Below are 24,759 nucleotides of genomic sequence, written 5' to 3'. Positions count from 1 at the left end.
TTTGTTACTGAAGAGCTTAACCTTAGGGTTAGGCTCTTTTTGTATCAAGCGACGAACCCATTGACAATAGAAACCACTCCTCAGCTCTCCCCTACTTATTATCTCGACAACTTTAATCGACTGATTGAACACGCTCAAACGCTCTACCCCGATCTTCTGAGCGAAGATGAATGCCGTTGGTTGTCTGAATACGCACACCTTTCGGTTGCAAGTCAGTGTCTAATGGTTCGTTTGCTTTCTCGCAAGGGCTGTTGGTTTCGAAGTGATAAACTCAGTTATGTTGAGATTCCAGATCTAAAAAGCGCCCTGCAAGAGCTAAACGCATCGAGCTTCATTACGTTAAGTCACCCAACGGAACAACATAACCTCGCCATCAGTCAGCTCGAGTTAGGGTTGCATCTACTGACTAAACCAGAGCTGTTCAACGCATTCCCGTCTCTTAAGAGCAATAAAACAGCGAAGAAAGACGAATTCTTGGCTTCACTCGATCACCAGCCTTTTGATCAGTTCCAAAACTTGTCGTTCGATTGTATTTACGTCGTTGAATCTCAAGTTATCGACGTATTACTGTTACTCTTCTTTGCTAACACCTATCAAGATTTAAGCCAGTTCGTCTTAAGTGACCTGGGACTCAACACCTTTGAAAACTATCCATTAAGCAAGCAGCGCCGCTTCTTCAACTCCAGAGAGCAACTCAACCAACTACTCCAGATACGCGATATTCAACGTGAGTATTCTGAAGGTGACCGAAAAGACGGTGAGTTTCTTGAACTCCTTTTAAACTCGATACCGGCAGAATCGGAACACGGAAACATTGCTAGAAAACGATCTCGTTTGATCAATGAAATTGCCCGTGATCTAGAAAGGCTAAACCTAAACGACCAAGCTATCTTTTGGTTCAAGCAATCTACGCTTCCACCTAGCAGAGAACGACTTGCACGCATCTATGACAAGCAAGACGAGTTAGACTCAATGTGTGACATTGTCACGCAAATGAAAGCAAATCCATCGGATATATCAGAGTTAGAGGTCGCGGCTAAGCTTGAGCAGAGGTTGTTACGCAGGCAAATGTTATCTACAAAGAAAGGACACAAAGTGCCACGCACCGCCAAACCAAGTTGTGAACAGATAAAGTTGGAGTTGGACCTAAGTCAAACGAGAGTGGAACTTGCGGTAAAACAGCATTTTGAAAGCCAAGGTTGGGATATCTATTTTTCTGAGAACAGTTTTCTTTGTGGCTTATTCGGTTTGGCTTTCTGGGATACAATTTTCTCTGATGTTGAAGGCGCATTTATCAACCGTTACCAACATCGACCACTGGACCTGTACCATTCAGATTTTGTTGAAAAACGAGCTGACCAAATCGATGCCGTATTACAAACCATATCCGAGCGCGGGCTAAACCAATTGCTTAATATTTATGACCAGAAGCACGGTATTGCCAATCCATTTGTCCATTGGAACTACTTCCCTAGATCACTCATCGAGCACAGTATAGAGGATATTCCCAATGCCTTGATTGTCGATCTCTTCAAAGTGATCTTGAGTGACTTAAAGTTATTTAGAACTGGGATGCCCGATTTGATTGCGTTCAAAGACCAAGGGTTTCATTGGATAGAAGTCAAAGGTCCAGGAGATAAGCTGCAAGACAATCAATGGCGATGGATAAAAGAGTTTGAGCGACTGTCTGTTCCATTCTCGGTTTGTTACGTCAATCAATAAACCTAGCTTAGTTCTCTAAACTCTGAGCTGAGTAAGGGGTTGACGCAATAAGCTACGCCCTTCTATCAATATCTTGTCTACAAAATTGTCAGAACATGAGCATTTTCAATCATTTTCGATATAATTAGAGAAAATGCCTAATCTTTAAATACGTATGAATTTGAAAAAACTCTTCATTTTAGCTTTTGTTAGCGTCTTCTCTGGTTGTGCCGTCTACGCGGGTTTAAACTTCGACCAGCTGTTTGGTCAACAACAAGTTCGTGATCGCCAAGCGCCGATTCTGTCAGCTCAGGCACAGCACTTTATTGACGAAGTAAAACCCATTATTGATAACCGATGCGTAGTTTGTCACGCCTGTTATGACGCACCTTGCCAACTCAAAATGTCTTCGGTAGAAGGTATCGACCGAGGAGCGAGCAAGGCACTCGTTTATCAAGGCACCCGTTTAACTGCATCAGCCCCTACTCGCTTGTTTGAAGATGCTTTAACTACACGAGAGTGGCGCGATGCGGATTTTCATCCAGTCCTCAACGAACGTATGCAGAACTCAACGGCTAACCTAGATGCTGGTCTTGTTTCTCGAATGTTAATCCAGAAAGAGAACCACCCACTTCCAGATCAAACCCAGCTTGAAGGTTTCGACTTTTCAACCGATCGTGACCAACAGTGCCCGACTATTGAAGAGTATGCTCAATACGAAAGAGATTACCCGACGTGGGGGATGCCGTATGGGATGCCGAACTTAGATAAAACAGAATATGCTACTTTAATGAGTTGGTTGGAAAATGGCGCGTTAATGAACGACCACATTCCGCTGAATGATGCTGAACAAGAACTCGTTAATGTCTACGAAAGCTTCCTCAATAAAAGTGATAATAAAAGCCAACTTTCAGCACGTTATATCTATGAGCACTTGTTTCTATCGCACGTCTATTTCTCTGATTTGGCGCAGCCTACACGTTTCTTCAACATTGTTCGTTCTGCGACGCCCCCAGGTGAAACCGTGCAACGCATCACGAGTCGCCGCCCTTACGATGATCCAAACGTAGAACGAGTTTACTACCGACTGATTCCAGAACAAGGCACCATCGTCGACAAAACGCACATGCCTTTTGCATTGAATAAAGAACGTCTGAAAAATTGGAATTCATGGTTTGTCGATGCTAATTATGCTGTAAAACAACTCCCTAGCTACAACATTGATGTCGCAGCTAACCCGATGACTTCGTTTGAAGCACTGCCTGTGAACTCGCGGTTCCATTTCATGTTGGACAATGCGCAAAACACCATCATGGCTTTTATCAAAGGGCCGGTGTGTCGTGGTCAACTTGCCTTGAATGTGATTAACGATCGTTTTTGGGTTTTCTTCATTGATCCAGAGAAAGCCGATTTACCTGAAATAAACGCCTTCTATGCAAACCAAAAGAAAAATTTAAAACTACCCAGTGAACTAAAAAGTAACACAGTACCTGCAACTAACTGGGTGCGTTACTCTAAGCAACAAGCTCGATACCTAAATGCGAAATCAGACTTCACCAACCAATGGTTCGAAAGCGGCGTAAACCTAGACACTGGCATCATTTGGGATGGTGATGGCATCAATCAAAATGCCGCTCTCACCATCTTTAGGCACTTTGATAGTGCTTCGGTTGTTCAGGGTTTAGTAGGCTCACAGCCTAAGACAGCATGGATCCTTGATTACGCGCTACTGGAACGTATTCACTACCTTCTTGTAGCAGGCTTCGATGTGTACGGGAACTTCGGCCACCAGCTGATTACACGCATGTTTATGGACTTCTTGCGCCTCGAAGGTGAAAGTAACTTCTTAACTCTATTGCCTCAGGACGTTCGACATGTGGAGCACTCAAGTTGGTATAAAAACCAAAGTGCACAATTGAGCGATTACTTGCAGCGCAATATCGCTCCTTTCGACCAACCAACAAGTGTTGTTTACAAGACGGCCGATCCTAAGCGTGAACTGTTCAATATGATCAAAGATACGCTCGCCCCTGTTCTCGATGATCGCTTCGATATTGTGGAAACAGGTTTTGGTAGAAAGAATGAAGCACTGCTTAACCAAGTGAATTTGATTAAAGGCGCCGGCCTACGTCATGTTCCTCAATTAGTGATGATCATGATTGAGGGCGAAAACGGCAAAGAACAGCTGTTCACCATGATTCACAATAACGCTCACAGCAACATTTCTAGCTTGTTTAATGAAGAAAGTAACCGTGATTACGCCAATGACGACTTAACGCTCGTACGAGGCGCTGTCGGTAGCTACCCTGCCGCACACCTATCTTTAACCGAGAGCGAGATACCCGCTCTGGTTAAAACGCTGCAAAAATTGAACACAGAAGAAGACTACGTAGCATTATTGGATAAGTTTGCGGTGCGACGCAGTTCTAGCGAATTCTGGCCATTCAGCGACCGAGTTCATCGTTGGTATCAACAAGATCAGCCGATTGAATTTGGCTTATTGGATTACAACCGCTTTGAAAATAGGTAGCAAGCGATATGCCTTGGTTCTGATTCTTTGATCTTAGCTGCATATCCTTGAGCCTTGGTTCTAGCTCTTGAGCCTTAAACTGTATAGCCCTGAATTTTGGCGATAACTCTTGAGCCAAGATTAGCTTTGAACATTTAGTGTTTCTTAAAGAACGCTGACTTTCGCGGTATAAAAAATCCTCTGGCGAATATTCGTCAGAGGATTTTTTTGATTTGTTGATTAGATCAGGTTTAAAGCAAGCTCACGTTATTAAGCTGAAACATAAATTAGCAGTGCCTCTAACGAGTCTTTAACCAATTCAGATAAAGCTTGGTCGTTATCACGGTACTGCAATAATGGCTCTTCACTTGCTTCAATGCTCTGACACAAATTGTACAGTGCTGATAAACCCAAACTACCCGCCGATCCTTTAAGTTTGTGCGCCAAAGACTTCACTTCTCGTCCATTATCGGCTTCGCTGGCCTCGACTAATTCATTCAACGTAAGGTTGCTACTTTCCTCGAACAGGTCAACGATCTGTTTCATCTTCTCTAATCCAAGAATCGATAAGTCACCCTCTATCACTTTGGAATCAATCAGTTTCACCGGAGCGTCTCCTTCGTCTTGAGAGTCAGTTATAGTCGTGTGCTTAGCCAAAAGTTCAACCATCTGTGTCGAGTACAATTCATCACTGTCCCCCTTAATAACACGGTTACCATTTTGCTTACACACAGCATCATTTGGATCGGGCTGCGGCAACAATAGTGTTTTACCATCGAGTTGAGCAACGATGAGCTGAGAAAGTGCTTCCTTCTCTAGCGGCTTAGGCAAGAAACCATCAAAACCAGACGACAAGTAGCTTTCCACTTCCTCGTTAAACACGTGAGCCGATACTGCGATCATAGGTGGTACTTTGCGTATTTCGTCTTGCTCATGCTGACGCACGTCGTCTTTCAACTGTTGAATCAACTCTACGCCATCGCAATCGGGTAAGTTGATGTCTACCAGAGCAATATCAAACTCTTGTCCACTAAATATGGTTCTCGCTTCTTGTCCGGTTGTCGCAATCACAACCTCGTGGCCTAGGTTATTCAAAAAGCCTTCGGCAACAATACAGTTCACAGGGTTGTCTTCAATTAGAAGTACCTTCGCTCGAATACAAGCCTCAATAACCGTTGCTTTTGTTTCAATCTTCTCACCCACTTCAAGTGGCAGTGAGAACCAGAACTGACTGCCCTCACCTTCTTCAGAATGAACACCAATGTCACCATTCATTGCCAACATGATACTTTTGCTGATCGCTAATCCAAGTCCTGTACCACCCGTTTTGTTACGACCACTGTTGGTTTGGGTAAAGGCATCAAACAGACAAGCCTGTTCACTTACATCAATACCGACACCGGTATCTGAGACTTCAAACATCACTCGATTTTCATCTTCGATATCTAAACTAATAAAGATATCGACCGAACCACTTTCAGTAAATTTAATCGCGTTACCGACCAAATTATTCAATATTTGACTGATTCGAGTTACGTCACCGCGCCAATAGCGTTGAACGTCACTTTCAATATGAAAATCAAAGTTAAGCTTCTTCTCAGCGGCTCGCCCTTCCATTAACTGGTAGGTATCTTGAACCATCTGATAAAGGTCAAAAGAAGCCGCACGTATTTCTAAATGTCCCGCTTCTATCTTCGAATAATCCAGTACGTCATTCAAAATGGCGAGTAGATTCTTACCACTGCGATTAATGATGTCCGCATAGCCTGATTGCAGCGGGTCTAACCCGGTATCTTTAAGCAATCGAGCGGTACCTAACACGCCATTCATCGGCGTTCGAATTTCATGGCTCATCGTAGCGAGGAAAGCGGACTTAGCGCGGCTTGCTTGTTCTGCAGCGTTGCGAGCTTTAGCATGGTTCTCAACCTCAACATTCAACTTCTCATTGGTCTTTTGCAGTTGATAAGTTCGGTCAGTGACCAACTCTTCTAAGTGTTCTTTGTGCTCTTCGAGCTCGCGTTTCGCCTTTGCTTCGCCCACCGCGACCACTTGCAGTGCCTGCGCGGTATTTCTGGCAGTAATGATCGCCTCGCCCATATGAGCCAATTCATCGTTACCCTTAACCGAGATATCGATATTCAAGCGGCCCTGTGCGATAGACATCAAAGCTGAAGAGTATTCAGTAAGACGTTTAACAACCGAAATATAAACAACTCGCCACACAATAAATGCGACGATAACCAAGCCAATAACCGAAATCACAGACAACGACCATTGAGCTAGGTTCAGGGTGCTAGTCAGCTCATCAACCGCTTTTTTTGTGCTTAAATTTGAATCATCAACCAGTTGGTTAACCGTTGTATTCAACTGAGAGAACAGCTCCAGCGTATTTTGCATCAGAAACTCTGACTTTTTTGTGTTCTCATATTGTTCTAGCGAGATATCGAACACCACCTGGCGTTTTCTTAACTCTTCAAGCAACTGAGACATCTGCGCTGAACGAGTCGGATCTTCTACCGCTTTAACGCGGCGCGCCATAATTCTTAGGTTGGATTCAAATTCAGATTGGATTTGATGAATACGCTCAACATTGGTAACTGTCTGCGTTTCTTCAATTTGATTAAGCATCTTGAACGCCAACAAATGCAATTCGTGCAAACGCTCAGACAAATCAAGATCAACTTCAACAAGTGCGTCTAAGGCTTGATAGGCTCTATCGGTTTCTTTGGTCTCTAGGAGGTCGTAGATGTGCGTTACGTTGGCAACCGCAATGGTGGCCGTGTTCAACACTTGGGTTCGGGTTAACTGCTCTAATTCTTCTGCGAGTAGTCGCATCTCTTCGACACGAGACGTCAGTTCTTTACTTAGCCAAAGTTTGCGCTCAACCGACACACCCAGTTCAGCCAATGTGTTGATTACGCTTTGGACATTGTTTTCGAGTTTATTGAGGAGTTGGGAATCAAAGCTGTCGACACCAAGTTCTTTGATATGCTGAAGAAGCGACTCAAGTTGGCCGAACAACATGGTTCCGGCCTCTTTTCTTTCTGCTTCATTTCTCGCATTAGAAAGCGTTTGTACCGACGAAATAATACGGTTACTCAACTCAGAAACTTGACGAGCTTCGATCATGGCAGGAAGAGCTGAATCGACGACGTTTCTTTCAGTCTTTGCTACAAAGCTAAAACCTGAAACACCGATCAATGCAGACAACAAAACCAACAGTGCCATCACTAAGAATGAGGCCAGTAGCTTGCGTCCAATACTCGCTGAAGCTAACAACATAAACTCTAAACCTTAAAACGTTCTTCTTTACCCATGCAGAATACGCTATATTTTGCAGTGTTTCTTATCTAAAACCAATAAAACGGCAATTCATGCTATCTAGACCTTTTACTTCAAAAATTCTTCTCTCACTACTGGCCTCAGTAACCACGGTCGCAAGTGCTAGCGAGCCTTTGAGCCCAATAAAACCAGCCGAAGCCACATCGCAAAAAGAAAAAATCTGTGCCATTTACCCGCACCTTAAAGACTCTTATTGGTTATCGGTTAACTACGGAATGGTCTCGGAAGCAGAAAAGCAGCAAGTCGAGCTAAGAGTGTTGGAAGCTGGCGGTTACCCCAATGTCGCCAAGCAAGCTTCACAACTGGTGCTTTGTACAAAATGGGGAGCCGATGCCATTATCTTGGGCACAGTTTCACCCGATGCTTACCATGACAATCTTACGGATTGGGTTGGCTCAACCCCTGTGTTTGCGACGGTCAATGAGTTAACCGTTAATGAAGAGCAACAAAAGGTATTGAAAGGCACGGTTGGTGTCGACTGGTATCAAATGGGGTTCCAAGTCGGAGAGTTTTTGTCAAAAAGACATCCGAAAGGATCTGGCGAAACACCGATTGCCTTGTTACTTGGCCCACAAGCAAGTGGCGGCACTAAGCCTGTGGCACTAGGATTTTATGATGCGATCAAGTCGAGCGATATCAAAATTGCGATAAGCTACTGGGCAGACAACGATAAAGAACTGCAAAGAAACTTGGTACAACAAGTCATCGAGCAGCCGGATATTCAATATATTGTCGGAAGCGCAGTCGCGATTGAAGCTGCGATAAGTGAGCTAAGAGCGGCCGGTAAAACCAAAGAAATAGGATTAATTTCAAGTTACCTAAGTCACGGAACCTATCGCGGCTTACTTCGTAACAAAGTGCTTTTTGCCCCGACAGATAAAATGGTTGAGCAAGGTCGTTTGTCGGTAAAACAAGCCACCAGTTACTTGCGCGGTCAACCTTATGAAAAACACAGTGCACCCATGATTGAAGCGCTGACACCTGCAACGCTCAAAGATCAAATTATCGCCGACTCATTGTCACCTTCTGAGTTTCGTCCGGTATTCAGTGTGAATCCTTAGTGCTATATTGGCTGAAGAACTCAAAACAATAAAAACGAAACAATCATTTAGGGAACATTCATGCAAAAAACGACGCGTACTATGCCAACGCATAAGAATATCGCTTTGGTCGCTCATGACCATTTCAAACCTGAGCTACTAAGATGGGTTAAAGAGAACAAAGAAAAACTACAAAAGCACTTCCTTTATGCAACAGGCACGACGGGTTCTCTACTAAGCAAAGAAACTGGCCTAGCGATTAAGAGCATGATCAGCGGCCCAATGGGCGGTGACCAACAACTTGGTGCGCTTATCTCCGAAGGCAAGATCGATATGATGATTTTCTTCTGGGATCCATTGAATGCCGTACCACACGACCCAGATGTAAAAGCACTACTTCGTATCGCAAGTGTTTGGAACATTCCAGTGGCAACCAACCGTGCTACCGCTAACTTCCTGTTTAACTCTTCACTGCTTGAAGAAGAAGTGATCATAGAGATACCAGACTACGAAGCGTACCTAGCTGAACGCACGTAAACGCACGTTAAATGTGCTCTCTACTGAACAGACTAAAAAGCCTGCATTATCGCAGGCTTTTTTACGTCTAATTTGCAGACATTAAACAGTTCAGTCATCAAACAACATAGTCATAAGATATATAGTGAGTATCTCTACTTATCACTCCACACCGCCATTTCGTTACCGCTTGGCTCTCTAAAATGGAAACGTCGACCGCCGGGAAAGCTGAATATCTCACGGTTTACCTCTCCACCAGCATCAATCACGTCACGCTCGGTTTGCTCAAGATCTTCGCTATAGAAAACCATCAGTGCCGCGCCACTTTCAGCATTAGACGCCAGATCCGCTAAATAGAAGCCACCCATTAAGCCTTTACCTTCAAAAGCAGAATACTCAGGGCCATAGTCTTCGAAGACCCAACTAAACACTTGGCTAAAAAACGCCTTAGTTGCGGCGATGTCTCGTGCTGCAAATTCAATGTAATTAATAGAGCCGTGTTCCATAGCGAATTCCTTCTGCTTTATGCCTTTTTCCTAATGATAATATCTTACGCCCTAATTAGAATAGCTTGCGCCCAAATGACTATAGAGAGCGAGCTTGAGATCTAATCTTAGATAATTACGTCAAGTGACATCATCTTTTACGAACAACGGGGTAATCAGAGCCATGCAGCTCTTGTACAAAACCAGAACCGTCGCCACTGTGCGTGATCCATACTTTCTCTTTTGCTCGTGTCATTGCCACGTAAAACAAACGACGCTCTTCAGCATAAGGGAACGCGTCTGATGATTCAGTCAATGCGCCGTCAATATGCAGCTGTTTCTTCTTCGTCGGGAACTGCCCCTCGTCAACACAAAGAATAATCACAAAATCGGCTTCTTTGCCTTTACTGCCATGGCAAGTCATAAAATTGATATTGATGGATGTGAAGATTTTTTTCCAATCTTCTATCAATTCGGGTTTGTGATAATGATTGCGTCCAAGTAGCAAGACTGACTTTTTGGTTTTACCTTTTGCTTGCCTATTTATCTGATCCAGGATCTTCTCAACTTCTTTGCTTGGCGCACTGTAGACCGCCTTCTGTTTTTGTTGCTTGAAGCTGTTCAGTTCTTTCGGCAACTGAATCGGATTCTCCTGCACGAAGCGATTGGCAACGGCACCTAACTGATTGTTAAAACGGTAAGTCGTATCTAGATGATGAATCGTCGAGCTCTCAAAGCGATCCTTAAAGCCCGTCGTTAAATCAACATCTGCGCCCGCAAACTGGTAAATCGACTGCCAGTCATCACCTACCGCAAAAATAGAAGCTTGGTGTTGCGCTTTCGACTGATTACACAGCGCCTCAACCAAGGCAAGGCGATCTGGCGAGATATCTTGATATTCATCGATCATGATGAACTTCCAAGGCGAAATAAACTTGCCCTTCTCGACATACTGAGTCGCTCTGCTAATCATGATTGAGAAGTCGATATGATTCTGTTCTTTCAATTCCTTTTGCCACGCAGTCACACATGGCCAACAAAGTGAAAGTTCACTGTTGAGACGCGTGTAGTCTCTGTGATCAATTAACTGCTGTTGTACTTCTTTCTTCGATAAACCCGATGCATTCAACTGCTCAAGCTGCTTTTCAAGCCAACCTATCAACTTGAGGTTTGAAACATGGCTACCAAGTTCATCATCACCAGTTAGATAAGCGATTGGCCACTTAGACAAGTGCTTTTGCCAACGTTTGAAGTTGGTCGGCGTCATCCAGTGCTTTTTCAACCAATCAATACACCATGCTTGGCGTTGATTGTCATCGAGCGCTAAAGGAGAGATAACCACACGTTCGGGTTCAACCTGATTAAGGATCTTTAAACCCAACTGGTGGAAAGTACTCACTTGCACCTTCTCTGCTGATAAACCAATTTTGCTGTTAAGGCGCTGTTTCATCTCTTCCGCTGCTTCACGGCCAAATGCGAGCAATAACAACTCTTCAGCTTGAGCTTGATGGCTTTGCAGTAAATACGCGACGCGAGCGGTAAGAACACTGGTTTTACCCGAGCCAGCGCCCGCTAAAATAAGGTTGTGATCATCATTCATCAAGACCGCGTATTGCTGAGATAAGTTGAGTGGTGACGATTCACATTGAGCAAACAATACTTCCCAGTTTTGTCTTTCTGTTTCTAACCACTGCTGATTTCTTTCGGCTTGCTTAATTTCCGTCTCAGACAACCATGGCTGCATTCGAGCAATGCGGTTTGGCATACGCTGCGCCGCTTCATCTAAAGTCATCGTCATGTTCTCTAAACTTGAGTTAACCATGTCGACCCAAGTCTTAACTTTTGAATGCGGTAGGAAAGCAGGAAGTTGCTCAAGACGTGTTAATTCAGCTTCCCATTGAGGAACGTGTTCAGCTAATTGTTCACATTGTGTGTCATGCCACTTCTGATAAGCAGCAACCGATGCGCGTGCAAATTGACGGCATTGTTCCCAAGGTAGGCCTTGTACTAACCAGCTGCGCTGTTTGCCATCTTGTTGATTAGCAAAGAACTGTAACGATCCCCAAAACAATCCGCGTTTTATCGCGATCTTGCCACTCCAAATAGTAAACGGGATACGTTCTTCACTGCCTACCGAAGATAACAACAGACGTGGACCATCAAGTTCAACCTGATGATATTCATTTTGAATAAAAAACTGTGCAGTCTTGTTAGCGCTTAGCTGCATTGGAGCGTGCTCTCTAATTGGGAATATTGAATTTATATCATGATGCTGTGAGAATTAATAATGTCTCACATCTTATCGATGCTTTCATGACCATCTAAGGGCAATTATGGATAAGTATCAAATTCTTGTGCTTGATTTCTGTTAGGATTATGGTTTTAGTGTGTCAAGTGAGCGACTGTGGACTTCTCAGCCAAATTGCGCCTCTATTGGGCGAATAAAACCATAAATTACAGCGTATTAATTCTCATCACTTTGCTCGGTGTTGTGGTACCTGCTTGGTATTATGGACAAAACACACTTATCACACCTTTGATCTTAGGTGTTATCGCTGCGGCTCTTGCTGAAAGTGACGACAGTTTTACTGGCCGTCTCAAAGCACTCACGCTGACTTTTATCTGTTTCGCTGTGGCTGCTTTCTCTATTGAAATTCTCTTCGATACACCTTGGCTGTTCGCGATAGGGCTTTTCGTTTCAACTTTCTCTTTTATTATACTCGGTGCAATTGGCCCTAAATACGCCAGTATCGCGTTTGGTTCGCTGCTTGTTGCTATCTATACCATGCTCGGTGCCCATGAGAGCACCAACCTTTGGTTTCAACCGCTTCTACTTTTAACCGGTGCCGCTTGGTACTACTTCATGTCGATGATCTGGCAGATTGTCTGGCCGATGCAACCCGTACAACAAAACCTGGCTACGGTATTCGATCAAATTGGCAATTACATCGGCTCAAAAGCGGAACTCTTTTACCCTGTATCTGACCTTATTCCTCAGCCACATCGCATTATTGAAGCTAAGTTAAACGCCAGTACCGTTAATGCACTCAACATGTGTAAAGCGACGCTGCTTAACCGCTCTAAGCGCGGGCACATTGATGGTCCGAGTGATCGATTCCTTAACACCTATTTCATCGCACAAGACATTCATGAGCGTGTGAGCTCTACCCACTACCGCTATCAAGAGCTAGCAAAGCACTTTGAACGCTCTGACGTGTTGTTTCGATTCAAGTATCTACTCGAAGCCCAAGCCACAGCTTGTAAAGAAGTGGCGAGCTCATTGAAAGTCGGAGCAGAATACCAACATGGCGATAAGTCTGTATTGGCGCTTGATGAGCTAATGTCTTCGCTTAACCATCTTAACCAACAAAATAAGCCCGAATGGAAATCATTGCTCAACCAGTTGGATTACTTATTCAATAACCTAGCGACCGTCGAGAAGCAGCTCTCGAATATCAGTAACCCGGATGCAGAGAAGTTAGAAGAAGGTGTGTTGGACGATACCAACCCTCATACTTTGACGGCAATGTGGCACAAGATCAAAGCCAACCTGAATACCGACTCAATGCTGTTTCGTCATGCGATACGTATGGCAATCACATTGACGCTCGGCTACGGAATTATCCAAGGCTTTAATATTGAAAGAGGCTATTGGATTTTGCTGACAACACTATTCGTATGTCAACCAAACTACAGTGCAACCCGCCAAAAGCTAACGGCTCGGGTCATTGGCACCGTCGCAGGCTTGTTGATCGGCGTACCGCTACTGACCTTCTTCCCGTCTCAAGAGAGCCAGTTAGTTTTCATTGTGATCAGTGGAGTGATGTTCTTTGCATTCAGAATCAATAACTACGGGTTCGCGACCGGCTTTATCACGCTGCTTGTACTCTTCTGCTTTAACCAATTAGGGGAAGGCTACGCGGTGGTATTGCCAAGACTAGCGGATACCTTTATTGGTTGTGCCCTCGCCGTACTTGCTGTCATTTACGTGTTGCCTGATTGGCAATCAAAGCGATTGCACAAAGTAATGGCAGATGCGCTCGATTCCAATAAGAACTATCTCGCTCAGATCATTGGCCAATATCGTGTAGGTAAAAAAGACACCCTTAATTACCGTATTGCGCGCCGTAGTGCACACAATAACGATGCCAACCTGACTGCGGCCATCAGTAGCATGTTGGTTGAACCGGGTAAGTATCGTACCTCTGAAGATGAGAGTTTCCGATTCCTAACACTCAACCATGCTCTACTCAGCTATATTTCTGCCCTAGGTGCCCACAGAACACGTATCGATGATGAAGCAACACATAAACTGGTACTGGACGCGCACAGAGTAATACACGAACACCTAGATGCTCTAAATGATCAACTCTACTCCCACCAAGAACAGTGTGAAGTAAAAAACGCTTACGATCCTGAATTGGATAAACGTTTGAGTGAGTGGCGAGAAGAGGATGAGAGCTCTGTGAGAATGGTTCTACAACAGCTGCATTTGATTTATCGAATGCTTCCAGAATTACATACTTTAGCGACCAAGTTTGCGGTTAAGGTAAAGATCGATAAGCCGTTTGAAACAGAAGCTTCTTGAGTAACAAACAAAATACTGTAAAAACAGAAAGATAACGCCAATCGCTTACCTTTTGATCATTAAATGTATTTATGCATTGTTCTACCTACAACCCCAAATAGGTAGGACAGCTACTTGCCTACCCTTACTCCACAAGGGCTCAAGAGATTTTTACATTGTGAGAATTCTCTGACTTTGATTGACCCAACCATAACTTTGCCTAACATTCCTCGGACAAAAAACGACCACATGAATTTATAGTTGTCTTAGTTTTAGGAAACTTCAAACTTCATTTAATATTCACTTAATCTTGTTTGATTTCTGGAATCAGTAGGCTATGCTCTATAGAGCATATGGATTTGAACAAAGGTCACATTATGAATACACAACAATTTGAAGTATTTAGGCAGCAAATACAGCTTCTTAGCCCACAGCAATTGAAAGCACTTCAAGGTGAAATCGACGGAAACCTTGAAACGGACCAGTCTTCTCTGCTTACCGATGAAGAGCTAAACGCACTAAATGACCTGTTCAATTAATAGACAGACGTCACTATTTTAGCTTAAGTTCACTATTTCGCCGTAAATTTCACCCGTTCACCATTGCGCTCAAAATATCGTCCGCCTAGACTCATTAAATACGTCAATAAAAGGTTCTGCTATGTCGATATCTGGTATTCAATCTGGTTACGCCATTATTCAGCAGTCAGCCAACATGGCTGAAGAAGCCGCAATCGAGCTCAACCAAGCCTCCAAACACTCTCTAGAATCCGATGATACTTTCCAAACTAGCGATTTCAGTTTTAACCAAATAGAACCTGATCAATCGATTTCATTTAAAGAGAAAGAACCGGAACCCGCTTCATCCTCAACTGATGCCTTGATAAAACTAACACAAAGCGCAAGTTATAACCGCGTCGGTGCAAGTGTCGTTGATCGTCAAAACGAAGCCATCGGCAGCCTTCTCGACATCCATATCTAGCTCAATCTCATAGTGAGCATTTTTTGACAAAGTTGTCTTACTTAGACGAACAAATTGCTGCTAAACCCATACAAACTGTAACTCATTATATCAGGCGCTTGTTTCTGGTTTATTACTCGGTAGAATCAGCGCAAACCAATTTTGCTGCACAAACTTTACTTCATACTATTTATGCCAAAACTAAATCTGCATCGCCGTGACTATGTTTCTATTTTAGGAGGCGACATCTCCGCAGACGCATTAGAAAAAAAGCTTCAGCCTCATTTTGAAAAGCCAGTAAATAAGCTGACTCCTAGCCCCTATCTGACAGAAAAAAATCTAGCACGTCGCTGGGCAGCTCTCGACAATTTGAATTCGCAACAGGAGCTCCTCGACCCTCATACACAAAGTCAGATACAAGCTTATGAGAAAAACATTGAACACTTTATTGGCACCGTTAAAGTCCCTGTGGGCGTGTCTGGTCCTTTAAGAGTCAATGGACTATTTGCTACAGGCGATTACCTGGTACCACTCGCGACCACAGAAGCAGCACTTGTTGCGTCTTACAATCGTGGTTCTAAGCTGATTACAGCATGTGGTGGAGCAAGTGCAATGTTGCTCAATGAAGGTGTCACGCGTACTCCTGGTTTCGCTTTCCAAGGATTAGTTGAAGCTGGACAGTTTGTGGCTTGGGCTGTGACTCAATATAATCAATTCAAGATCTTAGCAGAATCAACAACATCACACGGCAAGCTTACTGACATCAACATCAACATCGAAGGTAACCATGTTTACTTAGTGTTTGAATTTCTCACCGGTGATGCTTCTGGTCAGAACATGGTGACCATCGCCACCAGTGCTGTCTTTGAGCACATCATAGAAAATACACCCGTTAAGCCCGATCATGCTTTCCTAGATGGCAACTTGTCAGGCGACAAAAAAGCCAATACCCAAACCTTGCGCAGCGTTCGTGGTAAAAAGGTTACGGCTGAGGTTAATATCTCTGCTGAGCTTATCGCTAAGTACCTCCACACCACACCAGAGAAGATGGTGCAGTTCGGACAAATGACCACGGTGGGTGGTGCTTTGAGCGGCACTATCGGTATTAATGCTCATTATGCGAATGCACTGGCGGCACTCTATATCGCTTGCGGGCAAGACGCGGCCTGTGTTGCTGAATCAGCGATTGGTATGACTCGCATGGAGCTCAATAAAGAAGGTGGTTTATACGCAAGCGTAACACTGCCTAACTTGATGTTAGGGACTGTTGGCGGCGGTACCGGTTTACCAAGTCAAAAAGCGTGTTTAGATTTGCTTGGGCTGCATGGCAACGGTAAATCACAAGCCCTCGCTGAAGTTTGTGCTGCATTGTGTTTGGCGGGTGAACTATCGATTGTTGGTGCGTTTTGTGCTGGCCACTTTTCACGAGCTCACCATAAGCTAGCTCGTTAATAACCTTGTCCGATTGGCTTGGTGTTTTGTGTGTTGCGCCAAATATCAAGCCATTCTCAATGCATGAGTCATAAATGGATTACTTACACTTATCTAGAGTGAGCCTTAAGCACCTCACTGCGCTTCATATTATGCTGAACACCCACAGCGTTACTCAAACCTCAGAACAACTTTGTGTAAGCCCTTCGAGTGTGAGCAAAACCTTGTCTCAACTGCGTGAAATTCTTAATGACGAACTGTTCTATCGAGATGGCACCAAGCTGATTCCGACGCCGTTTGCCTTGCAGATAGCTCCGACGGTTCACGCGATTCTTTCAAGCATGAACGGACTGCTTCATCAGAAGAGTTTTACTCCTCAAGAATACCAAGGCAGCTTTTCACTTTCGATGCGCGAAAGTACCTTTGAAGTATTCGCATCAAAACTCAGCAAAATTACCACAGAACTTGCTCCTAAAGCTAAACTCAATATCTATTCAAAACAGCAGCTTGGCTTCGATGCCCTACTCAGCGGTAAGGTGAACTTGATCTTGTTGCCTCATGATATTTCCCAGCCACCGACCGATAATAAAGAACTGGTTTGGGAAACGATTCTTCCAGACGAAATGGTTTGTTTGATGGGCGCAGACCACCCTCTTGCCCAGCAAGAACTGACGATTGGTGGCTACTTAGATTACAAGCACATTGGGATTTTAGATAACGAACTGTCTCAGCCTTACTTTGAGCAAAACTTAGTTCAATGTCATAAGCCAAGAGATATGGCAATATCGGTAGCGGACTTCGGTGCAGCGGCTGTACTGTGTCACCACACGCCTTTCCTGTTCACTTGCTCTAAACAGTGGGCAGAACATGCTAAGCAAGCGCAAGGCTTAGTGAGCAAACCCTTGCCTTTTGATTACGGTAAGGTTGCGTATAGCTTGGTGTGGAACAAGCCCAACATGAATGATCAAGCGATCAAATGGTTGTGTGACTTATTTTTAGAAACATAGTGCTTTGGAGACATAATTGTCTAGAAGCTGAGTGTTTTAGAGACTGATTGTTTTAGAGACTTAGTATTTCTAGAAGCTTGATGGTTTGTTTAAACACCACAAACATAAAGACTAGCTATAAACCTCTGGGGTTTGCATTGGCCTTTGAACAATCGTGTAGAGCTTGTCGTGAAAGCTCTGCATCTGTTGTTCGGTGCATTTAGGCCATTTTAGTGCTTCACCAATCACACCATGATGTTGAAACGCATTCAGTCGAATTCGAACATCACTTGGCAAACCCTTCAAGTAACACCCGACCTGCTCTACCTCGATATCTAGGTCACTTTTATTAGGAATATGCAGCAACCGGACTTCATGTAACTTACCTTTATCAGCTAAATAGTTGATGGTTTCAAACACCCGATGATTTCCTCTGCCCACTAACCAGTGATGTGTTTCCGACTGCCATGATTTTAGGTCAATCATCGCGCCATCAAGGTAAGGCAACACCTTTTCCCAGCCTTGTTGTGGCAGTGAACCATTACTATCAATAAAGCACGTGAGATGCGCTAACTGCGAATCGCTTTTAATCGCTTGAAACAGTTCGATGATAAACGGCAACTGCATGGTCGCTTCACCACCGGAGACAGTTATTCCACTTAAGAAGAACTGGTTATGCCTGACGAGATCAAGAACCTCTGAGACCTTCATTGTGGTGATTTTAGGGCTCGATTTATGATCGCAGATATCGATGCACTGATCGCAGTTGGTACAAACTTCTGGGTCCCACTTCACTTTGCCATCAACCATGCTTAAGGCACTGCTTGGACAAGCACTCACGCAGTCCCCACAATGGTTACAGTGATTGATTGTGTGTGGGTTGTGGCAAGTAATGCAGTCAAAATTGCAGCCCTGAAGAAACAGCACTAAGCGGTTTCCCGGGCCGTCAACACAAGAAAAGGTCAGCACACGGCTGACCTTCGCTTGTTTTTCTGTCTTATTATTTTTAACCCTAGCCATTTGAGTTGTTAGATCAGAAACTTTCATAATTGATATGGTTTAATTATTGATATCGTTGGGTTAAGGCGTTAGTCGTACGTCGGTGACATCTCTAAACTGGCTACACGTGGTTTACGCTCTAATATGCCCGTATTCTTCGCGGCTTCAGCACCTAAGAAGGTGGTATTAGTACGTGAGCCTTGCTCATCGTATTTCGCAATATCAGAGAGCTTAATCATGTAACCCGTTACACGAACCAAATCGTTTGATGCCACGTTAGCCGTGAACTCACGGTAACCCGCTTGAATTGCCCCTTTACACAAGTTGAACATCGCTTCAGGGTTAGATTTCACTGTTTCGTCGATGGTCAGGATGTCACTAATACCCGAGGTATAGAACTTATGGTGACCAGCAGTAGCACGAACATAAGATACTGGATCCGGTTCGGTACCATAAGGAATACGGACACCCGGAGTCACATCTTCATCTAAACTAATACCACCTTGTGCATGCAACAGAGCTTTACCCTCTAGCCCATACTTCACTTCAGAGCTTTCAACGATTTCAGCCAGTTTTTCAGAAATTCGGTGCCCGAGTTGATTAGACGGTTCATCGTGGCCATAGCGCCCCACTTTGCCTTCTTTTTCCATCAAGATGTTGACGGCTTCAGCCATGCCATAAATACCAAACATTGGCGCAAAGCGATCTTCTTCAATAAGGCCTTCTTTAGCCAGGAAGCCTTCAAAAAAGTTAGACTCTTCATGCAAGAAGCGGCTACGTGCGTTCATCAGTTCGACCATGATGCTACTGTAGTTCGGCAATACTTGTTGTAGGAAGTCAGCACTATCTTCAGACTTTAACGCCACTTGCTTAAGGTTCATACGCACTAAGGTGTTTGAACCACCCGCCAAAGGTAAGGAGTTGTAGCAGCTCACAATACCAAAACGCTTGTCGCCGTAAGCCTCGGCATGCGCTGGATAGTTTGCGATATGTGGTTTACTGCATTCACAGATGTTGCTCGCTGCATGACGAAGTAAATCATCAGGGGTCACAGCAGGGTCGTACATAAAGGTTAAGTTTGGCGCGATCTGCTTGAGTTCAGCATCTACGCGTAAAATCGTACGGCACACAACATTGTCTGTCGGGCCGATATTAACGTGCATAAAGGCATCTGGCAGTGTGCGGTCCAACATGATCCAAAACAGCTTAAGTTTTTGATACACCTGCTCATCCGTCAAGTCGCCAACAAATGGCATCAGTACATCATCCAACTGACCCAGGTAAACCGGAATTGATGTTACTGACGGAACATGGTGGTAAAGGATGGTAAGCATGTTCAATGCTTCATCGAAATTGGTTGCCGCGCCAAGCTCTAAATACTCTGAGCCTTGATGTAAGTATTTAGAATAATCTGGAAGTACATAGCGCGGCTTAAATGGTGCGTGCCCTTCAAACATGTCACATAGCACACCTTGTTGTAAGGCTTGCTCTACTTCGTTGCTTACCGGCATATACGGCAGGCTCGCTTCAGCTTCTAAGGCAAGATAGCTCGACTTCTGCTTTGGAGACAGGTTGGCATCTGAAATGATATTGCTAAAGCATTGTTGTTGCTCTGAAAGTTGTGGAGAAGCAGATTGATGGCTCATGATGAAACCCTTAATATTATTATGGGCTTATTTTACATCTCACCGTCATATTTCCACTAATGAAATGTATGCAAGACTACATTTCCAAAATGGAAATGAGTAATTTATTAATTGTTAATTGTTGAGGATTAGCTTGTCTATGAACGAAATGGGAAGAAAGAAGCCAGTAACGGCGGTGATAGTGATAGTGATAGTGATAGTGAAGATATTAAACAGCACTCGCTGGTTTGAAACACAAACGACTAAAAATAGAAAACCCACATAACTGACCTTAAGATCGTTGATGTGGGTTTCGTTACTTTAGATGAGCATTACCGAGATAGCTCAAGGCATACACAGAACTACAGGTGAGGAAGTACTTGTTTCCGCCCAACCCCCATCAGCACCTTTAACTCTCCTTGTGGAGTGTCAATCGAGAATGGTGTTGAAACTTCAACCACTGCAAAGCCCGCTGCACTCAATACATTCTCTGAGCGTTGTTGGCTTACACCGTAGTCTTGGCTGTCGTTCTCTAAGTACCAATCCCAATGTACAAATGTGCCGTCGTTTTCAAGCAGCGTGTAAATTAGACTGACTGTGTCTTGTAGGTTCGGGATAAAACCACACACCGAAGAGGCTACCACTAGGTCAAACTGGTTTCTGAATGCTGGATGCTGCGCTGCAAGTCCGCGCGATAAAATATCAACAACCGGTTCAACGTTTGGTAACTCTTTCTTATCTAACTCTTCAATCATCCCTTCTGAGATATCGAGAGCGATGATCTCTTTTGCAAAAGGAGATATTTTCTGGCTGAGTAATCCTGTACCACAACCAAAATCAAGGACACGGGTTCCGTTCAAATCAACGAGCTGTGTTAACTGGTCAAATGCGGACTGTGCGAATACAGCAGTAGCGGGATCGTTATCCCAATCAGGTGCGTACTCGTCCCATTGTTTCGCCATCATGGCCTCCATCTTTACTTCTTGTAGGTTCGGAACGCCCCCAGAATAAACCAAATTAGTCAATTCGTCATAGAGTTATCATGCAAAGATGGACTATTTCTAAGATAGTCAGCACAATATTCAGATAATATGCACCGCCACCCGCTCAATATGGAAATGAAATGAACCTTTCTCAAGTCCAAGCCTTTTGTTCCGTTGCTGATTTAGGATCCGTCTCTGAAGCTGCTCGACAGCTTGAATGTAACCGAACCAAACTGAGCATGTCGATCAAAGCCTTAGAAAAAGAGTTAGATGTCGAGTTGTTCGTACGCAGCGGAAACCACGTTGAACTTTCTGAAGCGGGTAAAGCAATTTACAAAGATTGTGAAGGCTTGTTGGTGACAGCTGCGCGTATTAAACAGACCTGCTTGCATGTTTCGGGGGAATTTAACGCGGAAATTTGGATTGCACGAGATGACTCCTTACCCGATGAAATGTGGCAGGATTTATCTCACGCCTTAAATAACAAGTACCCTTCTACCTCATTCAACTTCGTTCTCGCATCGAGCGGCGACTTAGCTAATTTAGTTGAAACTCAGCAAGTAGACTTCGCATTTGGCGTCGATTACGAACGTGTCGATGACCCAAGAATTATCTACAACCCACTGGGTAAGATTCGAATGATGTCTGTGTGTAAGAAAGGACATGATCTGAGTGCGATGCGACGAGTGTCGGATGAAGTACTGAGAAATTCGATGCAAGCAACCATGGTTTATCTCAATGAAAAGGATAACCCTGAACTTGAGCCCTTCTCTCGCCGTTACATAGGCTTCTCTAGCTTCGACTTCATGTTGGATACAATTTTACGTGAAGAGGCGTGGGGCGTAATGCCAGAGCCATTGATTCGCCATTTATTGCGTGAACAGGAACTGGCGGTGATCAAGCACACTTATGGCTTAACACAGGAAGACTACTGTATGTTTACCGCGGCAGGTATGGCAGAACACCCAGGAATGAATTGGTTAGCAGATCAGATCAGCGATTACTTGTTTGATTTTTAAAGCGCCAGGTAATGTTCTATCTCGACACTTAAAATCATCTAACAAATAGAAAGCTCTCCTTTAGAAGACCATCACGTGATCCACTAAATAGCGTCCGCCTTCTTCAACCAGCACCATTTCGGCCACAAACTCGCCTTTCGCAATGGTATACGCTTGTTTCCAAACAAAGGCGATGGAATCGGAGCGTCTGAATAGCGCAACTGGCTCACGTTCAGCAAAAAAGCCATTGCTGTGCTGATAATGGTGACACACCTTTTCTAAATATTCTGGCGTAACAATGTCTTTCATCCTTTGAGTAAAATCTCGACAATGCTGCGCATGATCAACCTTTGTTGAACCGTCCATCAGGTTATCCATGATCGGGTTAGCTATCACCCACAATTCGTTATCACTGATATCATCAAACTTCATATTGTTCTACTCCTTGTCTAATCCACCTCAGTTCCAGTTCCAGTTCCAACAAAGTATAGAAAACCAATGAAACCCTAGCGACTAATGTGTTTTATTAATCATAAACGATCCTATTTCAGTTGCACATCATTCCCAGAAAACACTCAACGTCAACTTTATTGGCACCTTAATGTTAATCTAACCAATTGAATTATAGCAATTTATTAAGGCAACATTAGTAAGGCATATAAAGATCATCAGATAAAGTTTGTAAAGTTAGCTCAATATTAGAACAATGAAGTTATCAAAAACATCTGGAAAATTTTATGTGTGACAGGAAAAGCCAAAACGAAAATCGAGTACTATTGTTCTCAGCCCTTTTAGCATCAGGCTTCGCAGTTGGCGGATTGGTGTTGGGTCTTCTCGTTGGCTCTCTGGTCATAGTATTTGACGGTGTATATTCTCTTATCAGCTTACTGCTAACTTTATTGTCACTAGCTGCATCGAAATACATTAATCGCCCATCAGATAGGGAGTTCCCGTTTGGTCGAGCCATCATTGAACCAATTGTGATTGCGATTAAAGCAATTGTGATTCTGCTAGTGGTTAGCTATTCACTTTACTCTGCGATTGGTGCCATGATGACTGGTGGTCGTGAAGTTGATGCTTCTATCGCGACTCTGTTTGGTATTTTCAACGTGTTGGGTTGTGGCTATGCTTGGTGGTACATCGCTAACAAGAGCAAACGTATTTCTTCAGGTCTAATTCAGGCAGAATCTAAGCAATGGCAGATGGATACGCTACTGAGTGTGGCAGTAACGGCTGGTTTCGTAGCAGCTTGGTTAATTACCTTTTCTCCATTTGCAGAATACGCGGTATATGCTGACCCGATGATGATGTTGTTAATGTCGTTCTACTTCATCAAAGTACCTTTCGACATGTTACGTGAAGCAATGCGCGAACTGCTTATGATGTCGGCAAACAAAGATATTTGTGACGCGGTAGATAAGAATGTTGTCGCGGTAGACAAAGAAGCGGACCAAGATTTGGAGCTGATGGGTGTGACTAAGGTTGGCCCAGAACTAAGAATTAACGTTGATATTCATACCAACGATCAGCAAGCCATTGCGGTCGATGATATTGAACGAACGCGCCGCCAGCTTAAGCGACGCCTATCTAAAATGCCTTATGAGCTTCAATTGAACCTTAATGTCGCGAGTTAAGTTTGCAAATAACATATGAAGGCCAACCTCGCGCCAACGTAAACTCAGGTTAAGAGTGAGATTTAACTTTTTTAGAAGCCGACGCCTTTGCCGTCGGCTTTTCTCTTGTTACCCACCAACAAGCCAGTGAACCAACGGTTACCATACAAACGCCCTGCCAAAATGTCATAGTCAACGACAAGCCTAAAATCACCGAAGAGAGTAAGGTTGCGAAGATTGGCGTAAAATACGACATGGTCGCAAGAAACACCATATTGCCCCCCAGAATGGCCGTGTTCCAAAGTGCATAACCTGCGCCCATGCAAGCGCCAGCTAGCGCTAAGTCAATTGCCGCACTCGTTGTCATCACCATGCCAGTTTCATCACTCAATGCATATTTGATCCACAGAGTGATCGCCGTAGCGATAAAGAAAAGCACAATCGCATTCTGTCCTTTAGCAACGCGCTGGGTGTAGTTGCAGTAAACAGCCCAAATAATCGCGCCAAAAAACGCCATCGAGTAGGTTTTAGGATTAGTCGCAATGTTGGCAGCAATTTGATCAACAGATAGACCTTGATCACCACTGATGCTCCAAGCCACACCGAAGAATGCCAAAAAGATACTTGGATAAACCAACCAGTTAATCTTCTTGTCGCTCAGCAACACCGCAAACAACACCGTCAGTGCCGGCCACAGGTAGTTGATTACTGCCATCTCTATCGCTTGATGTCGGCTGTTCGCCATTCCCAAAGCCAGAGCCAAGAAGATCTCATAACAAACGAACAAGGCGCCGCCGATCAGCAAGTAAGACTTAGAAAAGCGTGACAGCCTTGGTAAACCCATAACACAGACCAACAAAAGCGCACTCACCGTATAAAGACTGGCTGCGCCACCAATTGGACCTAGCTGTTCAGAGACACTACGAGACAGAGCAATCAAGCAGCTCCATAATAAAATGGCGATAATACCGTAGCAGCTATAGCGATGAGTTTTCAGCACGCCT

The 24,759-nt window shown here is 44.1% G+C and carries 19 protein-coding genes; 11 read left to right on the top strand and 8 right to left on the bottom strand.

The genetic code is table 11. The annotated features are described in order from the left end of the window. The first annotated feature begins 39 nt into the window (after positions 1-39). Positions 40-1,722 (top strand): VRR-NUC domain-containing protein, encoded by a 1,683-nt coding sequence (locus BCU75_RS04645; RefSeq protein WP_102473058.1) that lies wholly within the window; start codon positions 40-42, stop codon positions 1,720-1,722. Positions 1,723-1,876: 154 nt separating this feature from the next. After that, positions 1,877-4,231 carry a fatty acid cis/trans isomerase gene (locus BCU75_RS04640; protein WP_102473057.1) on the top strand — a complete coding sequence of 785 codons (2,355 nt, stop codon included), beginning with the start codon at positions 1,877-1,879 and terminating at the stop codon, positions 4,229-4,231. A gap of 249 nt (positions 4,232-4,480) precedes the next feature. Here the strand turns inward: BCU75_RS04640 and torS are convergent, their stop codons facing one another. Continuing rightward, entirely contained in the window at positions 4,481-7,492 is a 3,012-nt protein-coding gene (gene torS / locus BCU75_RS04635; RefSeq protein WP_102473056.1) for a TMAO reductase system sensor histidine kinase/response regulator TorS, read from the bottom strand. Positions 7,493-7,584: 92 nt separating this feature from the next. On the opposite strand from torS, the gene torT reads away from it, so the two are divergent. Together torT and BCU75_RS04625 are read left to right on the top strand one after the other, a co-directional pair. Beyond that, a complete protein-coding gene (gene torT, locus BCU75_RS04630) occupies positions 7,585-8,613 on the top strand; it encodes a TMAO reductase system periplasmic protein TorT (RefSeq protein WP_102473055.1) in 1,029 nt (342 codons plus the stop codon). 60 nt (positions 8,614-8,673) lie between these two features. After that, the gene (locus BCU75_RS04625; protein ID WP_009844869.1) at positions 8,674-9,129 is read left to right on the top strand and encodes a methylglyoxal synthase; all 456 of its coding nucleotides are present in this window, start codon (positions 8,674-8,676) and stop codon (positions 9,127-9,129) included. Between the two features lie 134 nt (positions 9,130-9,263). Here BCU75_RS04625 and BCU75_RS04620 read toward each other — a convergent pair whose 3' ends face one another. Both BCU75_RS04620 and helD read right to left on the bottom strand, forming a co-directional pair. Further along, the gene (locus tag BCU75_RS04620; protein WP_076673382.1) at positions 9,264-9,614 is read right to left on the bottom strand and encodes a VOC family protein; all 351 of its coding nucleotides are present in this window, start codon (positions 9,612-9,614) and stop codon (positions 9,264-9,266) included. Between the two features lie 130 nt (positions 9,615-9,744). Next, on the bottom strand, positions 9,745-11,820 hold the full coding sequence (helD, locus tag BCU75_RS04615; protein ID WP_102464965.1) for a DNA helicase IV: 2,076 nt from the start codon (positions 11,818-11,820) through the stop codon (positions 9,745-9,747). A 177-nt stretch (positions 11,821-11,997) separates the two neighbouring features. Here helD and yccS point away from each other — a divergent pair, with 177 nt between their 5' ends. The 5 genes from yccS to BCU75_RS04590 all read left to right on the top strand — a co-directional run bounded on the left by yccS (position 11,998) and on the right by BCU75_RS04590 (position 17,558). Further along, positions 11,998-14,181: a YccS family putative transporter gene (gene yccS, locus BCU75_RS04610; protein ID WP_102473054.1), complete on the top strand. Its 2,184-nt coding sequence runs from the start codon at positions 11,998-12,000 to the stop codon at positions 14,179-14,181. A 332-nt stretch (positions 14,182-14,513) separates the two neighbouring features. Next, the gene (locus BCU75_RS04605; protein ID WP_076673374.1) at positions 14,514-14,699 is read left to right on the top strand and encodes a hypothetical protein; all 186 of its coding nucleotides are present in this window, start codon (positions 14,514-14,516) and stop codon (positions 14,697-14,699) included. A 121-nt stretch (positions 14,700-14,820) separates the two neighbouring features. Next, on the top strand, positions 14,821-15,141 hold the full coding sequence (locus BCU75_RS04600; protein ID WP_102473053.1) for a hypothetical protein: 321 nt from the start codon (positions 14,821-14,823) through the stop codon (positions 15,139-15,141). Between the two features lie 171 nt (positions 15,142-15,312). Beyond that, the gene (locus BCU75_RS04595; RefSeq protein ID WP_102473052.1) at positions 15,313-16,572 is read left to right on the top strand and encodes a hydroxymethylglutaryl-CoA reductase; all 1,260 of its coding nucleotides are present in this window, start codon (positions 15,313-15,315) and stop codon (positions 16,570-16,572) included. 74 nt (positions 16,573-16,646) lie between these two features. Continuing rightward, a complete protein-coding gene (locus BCU75_RS04590) occupies positions 16,647-17,558 on the top strand; it encodes a LysR family transcriptional regulator (RefSeq protein ID WP_102473051.1) in 912 nt (303 codons plus the stop codon). Between the two features lie 111 nt (positions 17,559-17,669). Here the strand turns inward: BCU75_RS04590 and BCU75_RS04585 are convergent, their stop codons facing one another. From BCU75_RS04585 to BCU75_RS04575, 3 genes are all read right to left on the bottom strand, one after another. Beyond that, positions 17,670-18,584 carry a YjjW family glycine radical enzyme activase gene (locus BCU75_RS04585; protein ID WP_102473050.1) on the bottom strand — a complete coding sequence of 305 codons (915 nt, stop codon included), beginning with the start codon at positions 18,582-18,584 and terminating at the stop codon, positions 17,670-17,672. A gap of 41 nt (positions 18,585-18,625) precedes the next feature. Continuing rightward, entirely contained in the window at positions 18,626-20,182 is a 1,557-nt protein-coding gene (locus BCU75_RS04580) for a YjjI family glycine radical enzyme (RefSeq protein WP_102473049.1), read from the bottom strand. A 341-nt stretch (positions 20,183-20,523) separates the two neighbouring features. Continuing rightward, on the bottom strand, positions 20,524-21,123 hold the full coding sequence (locus BCU75_RS04575; RefSeq protein WP_102473048.1) for a class I SAM-dependent DNA methyltransferase: 600 nt from the start codon (positions 21,121-21,123) through the stop codon (positions 20,524-20,526). A 161-nt stretch (positions 21,124-21,284) separates the two neighbouring features. Here BCU75_RS04575 and BCU75_RS04570 point away from each other — a divergent pair, with 161 nt between their 5' ends. After that, the gene (locus BCU75_RS04570) at positions 21,285-22,163 is read left to right on the top strand and encodes a LysR family transcriptional regulator (RefSeq protein ID WP_102473047.1); all 879 of its coding nucleotides are present in this window, start codon (positions 21,285-21,287) and stop codon (positions 22,161-22,163) included. 60 nt (positions 22,164-22,223) lie between these two features. Here the strand turns inward: BCU75_RS04570 and BCU75_RS04565 are convergent, their stop codons facing one another. Continuing rightward, positions 22,224-22,574 carry a hypothetical protein gene (locus tag BCU75_RS04565; RefSeq protein ID WP_076673357.1) on the bottom strand — a complete coding sequence of 117 codons (351 nt, stop codon included), beginning with the start codon at positions 22,572-22,574 and terminating at the stop codon, positions 22,224-22,226. Between the two features lie 305 nt (positions 22,575-22,879). Here BCU75_RS04565 and BCU75_RS04560 point away from each other — a divergent pair, with 305 nt between their 5' ends. Beyond that, positions 22,880-23,776, top strand: coding sequence for a cation diffusion facilitator family transporter (locus BCU75_RS04560; RefSeq protein WP_102473046.1), 897 nt, complete (start codon positions 22,880-22,882; stop codon positions 23,774-23,776). Between the two features lie 49 nt (positions 23,777-23,825). Here BCU75_RS04560 and yddG read toward each other — a convergent pair whose 3' ends face one another. Continuing rightward, on the bottom strand, positions 23,826-24,755 hold the full coding sequence (yddG, locus tag BCU75_RS04555; RefSeq protein ID WP_076673352.1) for an aromatic amino acid DMT transporter YddG: 930 nt from the start codon (positions 24,753-24,755) through the stop codon (positions 23,826-23,828). Positions 24,756-24,759 lie beyond the last annotated feature (4 nt).

The sequence above is a fragment of the Vibrio splendidus genome (genome assembly GCF_002873455.1).
GTDB classification, from domain to species: domain Bacteria; phylum Pseudomonadota; class Gammaproteobacteria; order Enterobacterales; family Vibrionaceae; genus Vibrio; species Vibrio splendidus_J.
Note: the sequence above shows the minus strand (reverse complement) of the source record. Positions and strands in the feature narration are given on the sequence as shown.